Genomic DNA, 12,326 nt, shown 5'->3' on the forward strand with positions numbered 1-12,326 from the left:
GGAGCGCGCGCTGAGCTGGTTCAGGAAAGGACGCGCGGGGTGACCTGGATCTCGAGGGGGCGCCCCTGCCGCCGCAGCTCCAGCGTCACGGATTCCCCGGCGGGAAGCTCGCCTATCGCCACGGTGAGCTCATCGCTGCTGAACACCTCACGGTCCCCCACCCGGGTGACTACGTCTCCCTCGCGCAGCCCGGCCTCCTCCGCGGGGCTGCCCGCGGCGACGTTGGCGATCTGAGCCCCTGCGACGGCCTCGTTGACGACGGTGCGCGCGGTGACGCCGATCGCGGGATGGTCGACGCGTCCGCTCTGGATGAGTTCCTGCACGATCCGCGCCGCGGTATCGGAGGGAATGGCGAAGCCAAGGCCGATGGAGCCACCTGTGCTCGACTGGATAGCGGTGTTGATGCCGATGATGCGGCCATCGAGGTCGACGAGCGGCCCGCCGGAGTTGCCTGGGTTGATCGACGCATCGGTCTGGATGGCATCGATGACGCCGTCGGTGTCGCTGCCGGGCCCGGAGAGCGGCACGGCCCGGTTGAGCGCACTGACGATCCCGGTGGTGACGGTGCGGTCGAGCCCGAGGGGTGCGCCGATGGCGATGACTTCCTCGCCGACCTGCACCTCGCCGGACTTGCCGAACTCGGCCACGGTGAGGTTGTCGGCATCGGTGCGGAGCACCGCGAGGTCGGTCCGGGTATCGCGGCCCACGATGGTGGCGCTGGCTCGCGATCCGTCGAAGAACAGCAGCTCGATCTCGGCGTCGGAGTTGCGGGCCCCGATCGAGATGACGTGATTGTTGGTGACGATGTATCCGGCCTCATCGATGATGACGCCGGATCCTGTGGTGGCCTGGTTGCCGACGCGCACGCGGATGGAGACGACCGCGGGCGTCACGGCCCGCGCGACCTCGACGACCTCCCCGCGGGGGGCATCGCCGTCCTCGCCATCGACCTGCGCGACGTTGACCTTTGTGCTGGTGCGCGATTCGTAGACCTCGGCGGTGACACGGCCAATGAGGCCTCCAGCGACTCCGATCAGGACAGCGACGAGGCCGAGCGTCGCGAGCGCCCGCCAGGACACGCGCCCGCCGAGCAGGACCTCGCGGGTGGTCAGCGGAGGCAGCGCTGCCGTGGGAGTGGACGAGGCAGGCGAAGCAGGCTCCTCGACCGGGCTACCCAGGGTGACGGGCGCGGCTGGATCCCGCCAGGGGTCCGCGGGCGCGGCATCGGGCTGCGGGGTGCCTCGCTGATCGCGCGGATCACGCTGCAGCACATCGCCGCTGCCCTCGGGACGCCCGAATGCCTCGGCGAGGATTGGGTCGGGCTCGCGGACGGTGATGCTCGGGTCGCTGCGTGCCTCGAAGCGGCTCTCGCTGGCGAAGGGGCCATCGGTACCAGGTGGCCGCCCGAACGCGCGGGAGGTCGCGGCATCGATCGCGGGGCGTTGGATGGGCCGGGGCTCGAGGCGCGGCGGCCCTGTGGAGTCATCGTGGTTCACGGGCGCTTCCGGCGTCGCTTCCTCTGCGGGCTCGGCGCCGCCACCGGGAACCCGGGCGCGACGTCCTGATCGTTCGTGGGAATACGGGCGAGCGCGCTGAGCAGCGAGGCAGGCGCTCCGACCGGATCGGCGCGGCGCAGCGCGGCACGGGCCTGGCCCTGCGCGTGGATCTCATCGCGGCACTCGCAGCACTGGGCGATGTGAGCACTGGCCCGCAAGTATGGCCCCATCGCGAGCTCGCCGTCGACATACGCGGCGACCGCTTCCGGCGATAGGTGCTCGGTGGAGGGGAACTCCCTGCGCTGCCCCGGGGGGAGGAAACGCGCATCGAGGATCCCCGGTGCTGGCTGCGTGCGTGGCGTGCTGCTGCGGTCCTCGTGGCCGTGGGGGAAGATGCTCCACGCGCCGAATGCCGCGAACCGCCATCCGCCGCCGCCTCGTCCCGACACCATTGTCACACCTCCCCTGCTGCGAATCTGACCGGTTTCCACGCTACGCCACTTGCGCGAGAGGTGGCGCGCTTGGAGAGTCTACCGGGATTGGCCCGCGGTCGCGGGCGGCCTTGCCAGCACCCATGCCCGCGCTTGCGTGGCTTGCTCAGCTGCCCGCATGGCCGGAAGCAGCATGCACGAGACTGCCGGAGCCGAGCACTCCCATGTGCTCGAGGCTATCGCGCAGCGCCTGGCGACCGCGGTGGATACGGCTGCGCACGGTGCCGAGCTTCACGCCGAGGGTCGCGGCGATCTCCTCGTAGGACAATCCCTCGATATCGCACAGTACGACGGCGGCACGGTACTCCGGGGCAAGCGAGTCGAGCGCGCGCTGCACGTGCGGATCGAGATGGGTGTCGTGGTACACCTGCTGCGGGTCCGGGGTGTCGGACGGTACCCGGTCGTAGTCCTCGGGCAACGCCTCCATGCGGATCCGGCTGCGGCGCCGCACCATATCGAGGAACAGGTTGGTGGTGATCCGATGGAGCCAGCCCTCGAAAACGCCGGGCTGGTACGAGGACAAGGACTTGAAGACCCGGATGAAGGTCTCCTGCGTCAGGTCCTCGGCATCGTGCGCGTTGCCAGAAAGGCGGTAGGCCAGCCGGTACACGCGATCCGCGTGCTCCCGGACGATCTCGTCCCAACTGGGCAGTGGCACGGCGCCATCGCTCGTATCGAACGCGGCGGTGCCTCCCCTGCCCTGCTCTCCGGGGCCCTTTTCGACCTCCGTGATCGCGGCATCACTCCTCGCGGCGTCACCGCTCGATTGCCACGGCTCGCGCGTTCCTGGTCCCGAGAACCACATCAAGCTTCGTGCCGCCTCCCCGTCAAGACTCCTGCCGATCCGTCCACTTCGTGGCAACACCGCGGGGAGCACGAACATTCCCCCCAGCTTCCGCTCGGCCGGTACGCCATACCGGTACTTCTGCTGAACTCTACTGTCGCTGATCGGTGTATGCCGGTACTATGATCAGCCTAAGTTTCTGCTGAGAATGCCATGGGCGCGGTGGAGCGCCCTCCGCGTGCCTCCCGCCAAAGCGCCCCCATGGAAGGATAACCTCGCAGTTGTGCTTGCCAATGCCGACCTGATGCTTTCCCACGCTGAGACCTCCGTCGCGGAGGACGATACGTTTCGTGCCGCCCGCGAGTTCTCCGACGACCTCGGAGCCCGGGCGGTCACTCCCGCGACCGGCGCCCTGCTCGCCTTTCTCGCCCGGCTCGCCTCTGCCCGTGCGGTGGTGGAGATCGGCACCGGCGCCGGGGTGAGTGGACTCTACCTGCTGCGCGGCATGGCGCAGGACGGCGTCCTCACCACCATCGACACGGACACCGAGCACCTGCGCGCGGCCCGCCGGGCGTTCCGGGAGGCCGGAGTCGCGACGACTCGCACCCGGTTGATCAACGGTCGTGCCCTTGAGGTGCTGCCCCGCCTCGCGGACGGGGCCTACGACATAATCTTCGTGGACGCGAACGTCATCGACCAGCCGTCCTACGTTGCCGCGAGCACGCGGCTGCTCCGGCCAGGCGGTGTCCTCATCATCAACGCGGCACTGCTCGGTGGACGGGCGGGCGACCACAGCCAGCAGGATCCCGCGGCACTCAGCGCGCGCGAGGCCACGGCGATGATCGCCGAGGACGAGTCGCTGACGGAGCTGGTCGTGCCGCTGGGCGAAGGCGTCCTCTGCGCCGTTCGCTCCTGACGCGGGGCGCTCCTGGGCTCCATTCTGGGGGCGCCGACCGCGAGGCAACCAACTCGGGGCGGCGATCGCGGGGCGTGCGCTCTGAACGGTCGCTTGTCGGCAAAAGCACGAGAAGCGGTCACACGCGATAGCAGCCGGCCTGGGATTTCCGCGGCTTCTATCGCGTGTGCGGCTCAGCGCGCTAGACCCACACTCCCTTGCCGACCGATACGACGCCCCCGGCGCTCACCGCGAAGCGCTCCCGGTCCTGCTCGGGATCGACTCCGATCATCGCGCCCTCCCCGACCACCACGTTCTTGTCGAGGATCGCGTGCCGCACGATCGCGCCACGGCCGATGCGCACGCCAGGCATGATCACGCTGCCCTCCACCGTCGCGCCCGCATCGACGAGCACGTTGGAGCTGATCACCGAGTGGCGGACCACCGCGCCCGAGATGACGCTGCCCGCGCCCACCACGGACTCCTGCGCGAGGCCGCCCTCGATGAACTTGGCGGGGGCGAGATTCTCCACCGCTCCGCGGATCGGCCACTTGCGGTTGTAGAGGTTGAACACCGGCTGGGGCGATACAAGATCCATGTGCGCCTCGTAGAACGCATCGATCGTCCCGACATCGCGCCAGTAGCCGCGGTCCCGTTCCGTGGCGCCCGGAACGTGGTTGTCGTCAAAGTCGTAGACGTTCGCCTCGCCGCGCGAGACCAGCATGGGAATGATGTCGCCGCCCATGTCATGATCGGAATCCTGGTTCGCCGCGTCTTCCTTCAGCGCCTCCACCAGCGCCTTGGTGGTGAACACGTAGTTGCCCATCGACGCGAAGGTCATCTCGGGGTCATCCGGGGTCCCAGGCGGGTCGGAGGGCTTCTCAAGGAACTCGGTGATCCTGCCGTTCTCGTCGGCATCGATGCAGCCGAACGCGGTGGCCTCCTTGCGGGGCACGCGGATCCCCGCGACCGTGGCGCCCGCACCGGACTCGATGTGCTGCTCGACCATCTGCTGCGGATCCATCCGGTACACGTGATCGGCGCCGAACACGACGATGTACTCGGGATCCTCATCGATGATGAGGTTCATGGACTGGAAGATCGCATCGGCGCTTCCGGTGTACCAGCGCGGCCCGAGCCGCTGCTGCGCGGGAACGGGGGTGATGTATTCACCCGCGAGGCCCGAGAGCCGCCAACTCTGCGAGATGTGGCGGTCCAGGGAGTGCGACTTGTACTGGGTGAGCACGCAGATCTTCAGGTATCCGGCGTTCACGAGGTTGCTCAGCACGAAGTCGATCAGCCGGTAGGCGCCCCCGAAGGGAACCGCGGGCTTGGCGCGATCCGCGGTCAGGGGGTGGAGGCGCTTGCCCTCCCCGCCGGCGAGAACGATCCCGAGTACGTGTGGCTGACTCCTCACGGTTCTCAACCTATCGCTGACGGGCCCCGGCGGCTAGCCGAATGGCCGCGCCGCGCGGAACGGCAGGCAAGGCTAGCTCGTGGGCGCATGTCCCGGTGGGCTGGCCAGCCGGTACTCGGCGATGTCCACCGAGATCGTCAGGGGCATCCTGGTGATTGCTGCCGCGGCCGCGAATGCCGCCTCGACGGCACGGGCGCGCTGGTCCCGGTCGAGGTGCCGGGCCGTGGGACCCATGGCGAGGACCAGGGCTGCTTCGTCCGCGGTCACCTCGGCAGTGGCACGCACGCGATGGATCTCGTGCTGGACGAAGCGCTCGCCCACGGTTGCCTCGAGCCGTTCGCCCTTGCGGTCGTCGACACTGAGCACGCCGTCGATGCGTGCGAGCTCGGCCAGATGATGCGCAGCGGGCGTGACGATCAGCCAGCTCCCTCCGGGGCGGAGGACGCGGGCGGTCTCCGCGGCATTGCGTGGCGCGAACACGGTCATGGCGACGTCCGCGCAGTGGTCAGCGAGCGGGAGGCCCGACCACACGTCGGCGATGATCGCCCCAGCGCGAGGGTGGGCACGACCGAGGCGCCGGGCCGCGGGCTTGGACACGTCGATGCCGATGCCGTGGCCTGCGGGCACCTGATCGAGGGCGGCCGCGAGGTAGTTGCCGATGCCCGCGCCGATGTCGACGATCAGTGGATCCCGCGAATCCTGGGCGGCGCGCGCCACGATCTCGGCGACGGCCTGCTCGACCACGCGATAGGTGCCGCGGGCGAACAGTGCCTCCCGCGCGGCGATCATGTCCGCGTCATCGCCGTGGATGGGGTTGCGGCCACCTTGCAACAGTGACACGTACCCCTGCCGGGCAATGTCGAAGGAATGTCCGCGGACGCATCGCAATGACTGTCCCGCGCGCTGCAGCGGCATGGCGCAGTGGGGGCAGCGCAGCCATTCGACCACGCGGTCCATCACGAGGTGGCGAGCTGCTCGACGACGGTAGCGAGCGTGCGTGCCGCGAACCCGGAGGCAACGGGGTTCACCTCGTCGTAGGCCTCGTCGGCGCGCGCGGGCCCCGCGATGTCGAGGTGCGCCCAGGGGACGTCGCTGACGAACTTGCGCAGGAACAGGGCCGCGGTGATCGCGCCAGGTCCGGCTGGTGCCTGCCGTACATCCGCGATGGATGACGCGACGGCATCGCGGTACTCGGCCGACAGGGGTAGCCGCCACCACTTCTCCCCCACCGCGGCCCCGGCCCGCGCGATGCGCCCCGCGAGGTCGTCAGACTCGGTGAGGATGGCGCCCGTACGCATCCCGAGGGCGATCTTCATGGCACCAGTGAGCGTGGCCGCGTCGATGATCAGGTCGGGCTCGAGGGTGTCGACGGCATAGGCAAGGGCGTCAGCGAGGACCATGCGGCCCTCGGCGTCGGTGTTGGTGACCTCCGAGGTGATGCCCCCGTAGTGGGTCACGACGTCGCCTGGCCGGTAGGCGCTGCCGGACAACATGTTCTCCGCCGAGGGCAGCAGCGCGGTGACGGCGATCGGCAGTTCTAGCTCCGCGATGGCTGCCATGGCGCCGACGACAGCTGCGGCCCCGGCCATGTCGGTCTTCATCAGGTGCATGTTCGCCGCGGGCTTGACGGAGATGCCGCCCGTATCGAACGTGATGCCCTTGCCCACGAGGACGATGTGGGTGCTGGCCCAGGCGGGCTGCCAACGGATCTCGGTGAGCCGGGGTGGCTCGCTGGATCCATTGCCCACGGCAAGGATCCCGCCGAAACCATGCTGGAGCAGCCAGTCCTCATCCCTGATCGTCACCCCAAGCCCTGCCGGAAGGGCGTGCTCGATCATCCGCGCGAGCTCGCGGGGCGGCTTGAGATTGGACGGCATCATCGCGAGATCCCGGGCGAGCGCGGTTCCGCGGGCGAGCGCCTCCGCGTGGCGGATCGTCGTGCTGACATCGTCCGCATGCTGCAGGATGACCTGGTGCAGTGGCGATGTCGGTGTGCTCGCGAGCGTCAGCTCATGGGAACCGGCGACAATGCCGATCGTCAGGGCGTGAACCTCGGGCTCGGTCGTGCCGGACGGCAGTTCGAGAGCAACGACATCGATGCCGAGCTCCGCGCCCCGCTCCCGGCCTGCCCGCGCGAGTGCCGCGCCCGCCGCGCGCCATCGCCGGCCCTCGTCCTCCCCGTCTGCGGGTGCATCGACCCGCACTGTCCACCGCGCGCCATCCTGCGGATCGATCTCGACCGGGCCCCGCCAGGACGCCGCGCCATCGGAGATGACTGCTCGGGCAACGTTGGGGCTCGACTCGGACAGATCCTCGTGCCCCTGCCGGACAGCGGTCAGCCTGGTGGGTATCGCGGGGTGGGGCATGTTGCTCCTTGCGGTGCAGGGACAAGCCCCGCGCTGCCACGGCCGAGGGTCGCTGGCCCGCACGGGGCTCGATTCGTACAGAGGTCACCCGGTTGCCCAGGCGGGGGCGGGGATTCGCTCCGCCGCCCTCTCGCTAGCCCGTGACGTCCTTCAGCGCGTCACCGAGATCAGCGGCTTCCTGCGGAGTGAGTTCCACGACGAGGCGCCCTCCCCCCTCGAGCGGCACGCGCATCACGATTCCGCGTCCCTCCTTGGTTGCCTCGAGAGGACCGTCACCAGTCCGGGGCTTCATCGCCGCCATCTCTGCTCCCTCCAAAACTCATGCCTGCCCCAGCGGATCCGGGGTTGCCGATGCCAGGCATCTCAGTCTAGTCCGCGCGACGGCAGACCGTCCCAGCCACCCACAGGGGCGGCACGCCAAACAGCACGTCCTGATTATCCCCCGCGACACGCTCGAACACCGGCCACGACACCAGTTTCCGCCCATCCGTGGGCCCGGACACCCCCAGTGATGCCCAGCAGCGCCTGCGCGGAGGACCCGCACCTGCGCGGGGTCCCGGCAAGGAAACGTCCGCGCCGCAGGATCTGCTAGCTGATGTCACGGTTGCGGGGCGCGCGTCGCGGCGTGTCGCGTGACAATGACCAGCAAATTCCTGGGACCGCCTGATGGCCAAAGGCTGGCCCACGTTGTGGCTGGACCGGTGGGCACCACGTCGGCCACCCGGCCATGCCTAGCCCCGCCTGGCCGGCCCCTCGAGCTGCCGCACCTGCTCGCGGAGCTCGTCTATCTCCTGGCCCAGCCTCTCGAGCACCCAATCGACCTCGGCGGCCTTGTAGCCCCGCAGCACCTGCTGGAACCGCACTGCCCGCACATCAGCCCCCGTCACCCCGTCACGGGGCAGCACGGTCGGGGTAGTGCCCGGCGGAACCGGCGGCACCTCCTCGCCGCGCCCGAAAGCCAGCGCGGCGAGCACGAATAGCAGCACCGCCACGCCAACGATGCCCAGCACATACAGAAGCAACGTGATCATGCCCGCTTGCGCTCCTCGTCCCGCAGCCCCCGCGCGAGCTCCGCCAGAGGCGGACGATCCTCGAGCTGCACCGGCTCGGTGCGCGACCGCAAGCCATCCGGGGACGGCATGTACTGGGTCAGCGGAATGCCCGAGTCCGCGATGCCCAGCCGATCCAGCGCGGTCGCGAGGATCTGCCGGCTCATGAAGCCCAGATCGCTGAGTGGCCGATTGCGATGCTGCCTGACGCCCAGGTTGACCTGCGCGATGCCCGGCATGCCATGGCGCCGGTACGCATCCAGCAGGATGCCGATCTCCACCCCGTAGCCGGGTGCGAACGGGATCGCGGCAAGCAGGTCCCGGGTTCCGGCGTACTCGCCGCCAAGCGGCTGGAACACAGCGGCCAGCTCCGGGCGCAGCGCCGTCAGCAGGGGGCGTGCCACAAGCTCGGTGACCCGGCCGCCGCCATGCTGGTCCGCCCCGGCCCCATCGTGCAGTGGCCGCCGGTAGTAGCCCTTCACTAGCTCCACGCCATGCCGCATCAGCAATGGGCCCACCAGGCCCGGCACGAACATCGGATCGGGATCGATCAGGTCCGAATCGATGAACACGATGAGATCGCCCCGGCTCGCTGCCACCCCGCGCCACAGCGCCTCGCCCTTGCCCGCGACGGGGACGACGCCTGGCAATGCCTCCTCGCGCGTGATGACCGTCGCGCCGGCGGCCCGTGCCCGGGCGGCCGTGGCATCGGTGCAGCCGGAATCCAGCACGATCAGCTCATCGACCAGCGATCCCAGTAGCGGGGAGATCGAGCTGACCACGGCGCCGACGGTGGCTTCCTCGTCCAGCGCGGGCAGCACGACCGAGATGGTGCGGCCCCGCTTGGCGGACACCAGCTCGGGTATCGACCACGGGATGGAATCCCAGCTATGCGTGCGCAGCCACTCGTGGCGCAGCGGAGTGATCGTCACGCCAGTCCCCTCACCGTGCGCGCGGGCTGCCGTGTACCTGCGATGGCGGCCACCATATCGACCACGCGACGGGTCTGCGCCACCTCATGTACCCGGAAGACCCGGGCACCGGACCATGCGGCTACTGCAGTCGCGGCCAACGTGCCCTCCAATCGCTCCGTGAGGCTCGCATCAAGCGTTTCACCGATGAAATCCTTGTTGCTCAGCGCCATCAAGACAGGCCATGGAGTCTTCACGAGAACGTCTAGCCGACGCAACAATGCGAGGCCGTGGAAAGTGTTCTTGCCGAAGTCATGCGTCGGATCGATGAGGATCCCGTCCGCGCGGACCCCAGCGCCGCTCGCCCGCTCCGCCGCGCGCTGGAGCTCTCCAGCGACGTCGCCGACGATATCGCGGTAGCGCACCCGATGCGGGCGCGTCCTCGGCTGTGCCCCGCCGGTGTGGGAGCAGACGATGCCCGCCCCGTGCTCCGCCGCGACATGCACCAGCTCGGGATCATGCCCGGCCCACGTGTCATTGATCAGATCGGCGCCGGACCCGCATGCCTCGCGCGCGACCTCCGACCGCCACGTATCGACACTGATGACGATTCCGGGATAGGCCGACCGCACGGCCTCCACGAAAGGCACCACCCGCCGCCGCTCCTCCGCGGCATCAACAACGGAGCCAGGACCAGCCTTGACCCCACCGATATCGATGATGTCCGCGCCCTCGTCGACCGCGCGGTGCACCAGGCTCATCGCGGCGTCATCCCGGAAGTGGGCGCCGCGATCATAGAACGAGTCGGGCGTGCGGTTGACGATCGCCATGACCAGCGCCCGATCGTTGGCCACGGGACGGCCACACAGCGTCGACGCCTCACCGGTTTGCATGCTCCCATCGTGGCACGATCTCCGCGCGGCAGCCGTACCCGCAGGTGAACAGCTCTCCGCAGTAGTCGAGAAGCGCAGTGCTCAGGAACCGCAGCGGTCCAGCGCCTCGCCCAGCGACCGGACACGGGAGATCCGCGCGAGCGCCGCGTCCCCGACGAATCCAGTCGGCCGCAATGACTCAAGCCAGTCGAAGAAACCGTCATAATGACCACCCGGATCAAGGATGACAACAGGCTTGTCATGCATTCCGAGATAACCCGCTGTCCACGCCTCCGTGAACTCCTCCAGCGTGCCGATCCCGCCCGGCAGCACCAGGAAGGCATCCGCGCGCTGCTCCATATGCTTCTTGCGCTGGCGCATGGTATCGGTGACGATCAGCTCATCCGCCTCGGTATCCGCCACCTCGCGGTGCACCAGCGCCTTGGGGATGACACCCACCGTCCACGCCCCCGCGGCACGGGCCGCCGTGGCGACAGCCCCCATCATCGATACATTGCCGCCACCGGAGACCAGGCCCCAGCCACGGTCACCGAGCGCCTCGCCCACTTCGGACGCGAGCTGCAGATGCTCGTCGGGAACCGGGCCCGACGCGCAATACACAGCGACCATGCGCTGGCCGCGCGCCCCGCTCACGGGACGGGCCTGTCCGCTGTGCGCGGGTCTGGTATGCCCGCTGCGCGCGGGGCAGCAAGCGCCTCCAGGATGTGGTCCTGCGCCGCGTCAATGATCTCGATCGCCTCGGCGACGCTGTCGGTGACATGGATCAGGTCCACATCGCGGGGCGAGATCTTGCCGTTCTCGAGCAGCTGGTCCTTGATCCACTGGACCAGCCCGCCCCAGAAGCGAGTGCCGAACAGGATGATCGGGAACCGGGTGACCTTGCGGGTCTGCACGAGCGTGAGCGCCTCGAAGAGCTCATCGAGCGTGCCGAAGCCCCCCGGCAGGCAGATGAACGCCTGCGCGTACTTGACGAACATCGTCTTGCGGACGAAGAAGTAGCGGAAATCGATACCGAGGTCCACCCAGTCGTTGAGCCCCTGCTCGAACGGCAGCTCGATGCCCAGTCCGATCGAGAGGCCGCCGGACTCGCTCGCGCCCTTGTTCGCGCCCTCCATCACGCCGGGCCCTCCACCGGTGATCACGGCGTATCCCGCCCCGACGAGGGCGGCGCCGATCTGCCGGGCGGACTCGTAGTCGCCGGTGCCCGGTGCGGTGCGCGCCGAGCCGAACACCGAGACGGCCCGGGGTACCTCGGCGAGCGCGCCGAAGCCTTCCACGAACTCGGCCTGGATCCGCATCACCCGCCAGGGATCGGTGTGCACCCAGTCGCTGGGGCCACGCCGATCGAGCAGGCGCTGATCGGTGGTGGAGTCGTCGCAGTCGATGTCCCGGCGCAGCCGGACGGGCCCGCGCTGCTGGTCCCATGTGTGGCGGGCGTGGTGGTCGTCATCTCGCGTGTCGTCGGGCGCCATGCGGCGAGAGTATCGGGACTGGCATCGGCGCTCAACAGCGGGGATCCCCGGCAGCGATCACGTGGCAGGGGTACCCGGTGGCGATGGTCAGTGGCCGGGGCCAGTGCGCTCGAGGTGGGCGATGAGGGCGAGCAGGTGGCGGCGAAGCTCTGTCTGGTCATCGAGGCCCGCGATCAGCCGTGGGTCGCTGCTCTCCTGCTGCACGATTGCCTCGTACCGCTGGCGCCCGGTATCGGTGATGCGCACCTCGGTGCGCCGCTGGTCGACAGGGTCGCGGTGGCGGGTGACGCAGCCGAGCTCGGCAAGCCTGTCGAGGGTGCGGCTCATGGTCTGGTCGGTGACGCGGCAGCGGCGTGCTATCTCGCGCTGGTACTGCGGCTCGCCAGCGAGGCAGTGCAGCGCGATGAGCCCGGCATGGGTGAGGCCGTGCTCGGCAAGCACTTGCTCCCACGCATGCTCGAGGCGGCGCGCGGCGACGGAGAGCAGCCGACCTGTGGGCCAGTCGGCGAGGTCGTCGTCATTCATCTCGCACCTCCCCGTGCATTGTTCAGC

General features: G+C 69.2%; 14 protein-coding genes. 1 reads left to right on the forward strand and 13 read right to left on the reverse strand.

The window, feature by feature from the left end; all coding sequences use genetic code 11:
- Positions 1–20: 20 nt before the first annotated feature.
- The 3 genes from QC765_RS04390 to sigE all read right to left on the reverse strand — a co-directional run bounded on the left by QC765_RS04390 (position 21) and on the right by sigE (position 2,792).
- Positions 21–1,496: a S1C family serine protease gene (locus QC765_RS04390; protein WP_278313214.1), complete on the reverse strand. Its 1,476-nt coding sequence runs from the start codon at positions 1,494–1,496 to the stop codon at positions 21–23.
- The gene (locus tag QC765_RS04395; RefSeq protein ID WP_278313215.1) at positions 1,493–1,948 is read right to left on the reverse strand and encodes an anti-sigma factor; all 456 of its coding nucleotides are present in this window, start codon (positions 1,946–1,948) and stop codon (positions 1,493–1,495) included. The genes QC765_RS04390 and QC765_RS04395 overlap by 4 nt, the downstream gene beginning before the upstream one ends.
- A 145-nt stretch (positions 1,949–2,093) precedes the next feature.
- Positions 2,094–2,792, reverse strand: a complete 699-nt coding sequence (gene sigE, locus QC765_RS04400) for an RNA polymerase sigma factor SigE (RefSeq protein ID WP_373876688.1) — start codon at positions 2,790–2,792, stop codon at positions 2,094–2,096.
- Between the two features lie 283 nt (positions 2,793–3,075).
- On the opposite strand from sigE, the gene QC765_RS04405 reads away from it, so the two are divergent.
- Complete coding sequence (locus QC765_RS04405; protein ID WP_278313386.1) at positions 3,076–3,687, forward strand: O-methyltransferase; 612 nt, start codon at positions 3,076–3,078, stop codon at positions 3,685–3,687.
- A gap of 181 nt (positions 3,688–3,868) precedes the next feature.
- Here QC765_RS04405 and glgC read toward each other — a convergent pair whose 3' ends face one another.
- The 10 genes from glgC to QC765_RS04455 all read right to left on the reverse strand — a co-directional run bounded on the left by glgC (position 3,869) and on the right by QC765_RS04455 (position 12,299).
- Positions 3,869–5,083, reverse strand: a complete 1,215-nt coding sequence (glgC, locus tag QC765_RS04410; protein ID WP_278313217.1) for a glucose-1-phosphate adenylyltransferase — start codon at positions 5,081–5,083, stop codon at positions 3,869–3,871.
- Positions 5,084–5,155: 72 nt separating this feature from the next.
- Positions 5,156–6,040, reverse strand: coding sequence for a putative RNA methyltransferase (locus tag QC765_RS04415; RefSeq protein ID WP_278313387.1), 885 nt, complete (start codon positions 6,038–6,040; stop codon positions 5,156–5,158).
- Complete coding sequence (locus QC765_RS04420) at positions 6,040–7,449, reverse strand: leucyl aminopeptidase family protein (protein WP_278313218.1); 1,410 nt, start codon at positions 7,447–7,449, stop codon at positions 6,040–6,042. Before QC765_RS04420 ends, QC765_RS04415 begins: the two co-directional genes overlap by 1 nt.
- A gap of 133 nt (positions 7,450–7,582) precedes the next feature.
- Positions 7,583–7,750, reverse strand: a complete 168-nt coding sequence (locus QC765_RS04425; RefSeq protein WP_149360916.1) for a DUF3117 domain-containing protein — start codon at positions 7,748–7,750, stop codon at positions 7,583–7,585.
- Positions 7,751–8,180: 430 nt separating this feature from the next.
- Complete coding sequence (locus QC765_RS04430; RefSeq protein ID WP_278313219.1) at positions 8,181–8,480, reverse strand: DivIVA domain-containing protein; 300 nt, start codon at positions 8,478–8,480, stop codon at positions 8,181–8,183.
- Complete coding sequence (locus QC765_RS04435; RefSeq protein ID WP_278313220.1) at positions 8,477–9,430, reverse strand: glucosyl-3-phosphoglycerate synthase; 954 nt, start codon at positions 9,428–9,430, stop codon at positions 8,477–8,479. Before QC765_RS04435 ends, QC765_RS04430 begins: the two co-directional genes overlap by 4 nt.
- Complete coding sequence (gene folP / locus QC765_RS04440) at positions 9,427–10,302, reverse strand: dihydropteroate synthase (RefSeq protein WP_278313221.1); 876 nt, start codon at positions 10,300–10,302, stop codon at positions 9,427–9,429. The genes QC765_RS04435 and folP overlap by 4 nt, the downstream gene beginning before the upstream one ends.
- An 81-nt stretch (positions 10,303–10,383) precedes the next feature.
- The gene (locus QC765_RS04445; RefSeq protein WP_278313388.1) at positions 10,384–10,911 is read right to left on the reverse strand and encodes an LOG family protein; all 528 of its coding nucleotides are present in this window, start codon (positions 10,909–10,911) and stop codon (positions 10,384–10,386) included.
- 20 nt (positions 10,912–10,931) lie between these two features.
- Positions 10,932–11,774: an LOG family protein gene (locus QC765_RS04450; RefSeq protein ID WP_278313222.1), complete on the reverse strand. Its 843-nt coding sequence runs from the start codon at positions 11,772–11,774 to the stop codon at positions 10,932–10,934.
- Positions 11,775–11,861: 87 nt separating this feature from the next.
- The gene (locus QC765_RS04455) at positions 11,862–12,299 is read right to left on the reverse strand and encodes a MarR family winged helix-turn-helix transcriptional regulator (RefSeq protein WP_278313223.1); all 438 of its coding nucleotides are present in this window, start codon (positions 12,297–12,299) and stop codon (positions 11,862–11,864) included.
- Between the last annotated feature and the right edge of the window lie 27 nt (positions 12,300–12,326).

Source organism: Hoyosella levis (assembly GCF_026008515.1).
Taxonomy (GTDB): Bacteria; Actinomycetota; Actinomycetes; order Mycobacteriales; family Mycobacteriaceae; genus Lolliginicoccus; species Lolliginicoccus levis.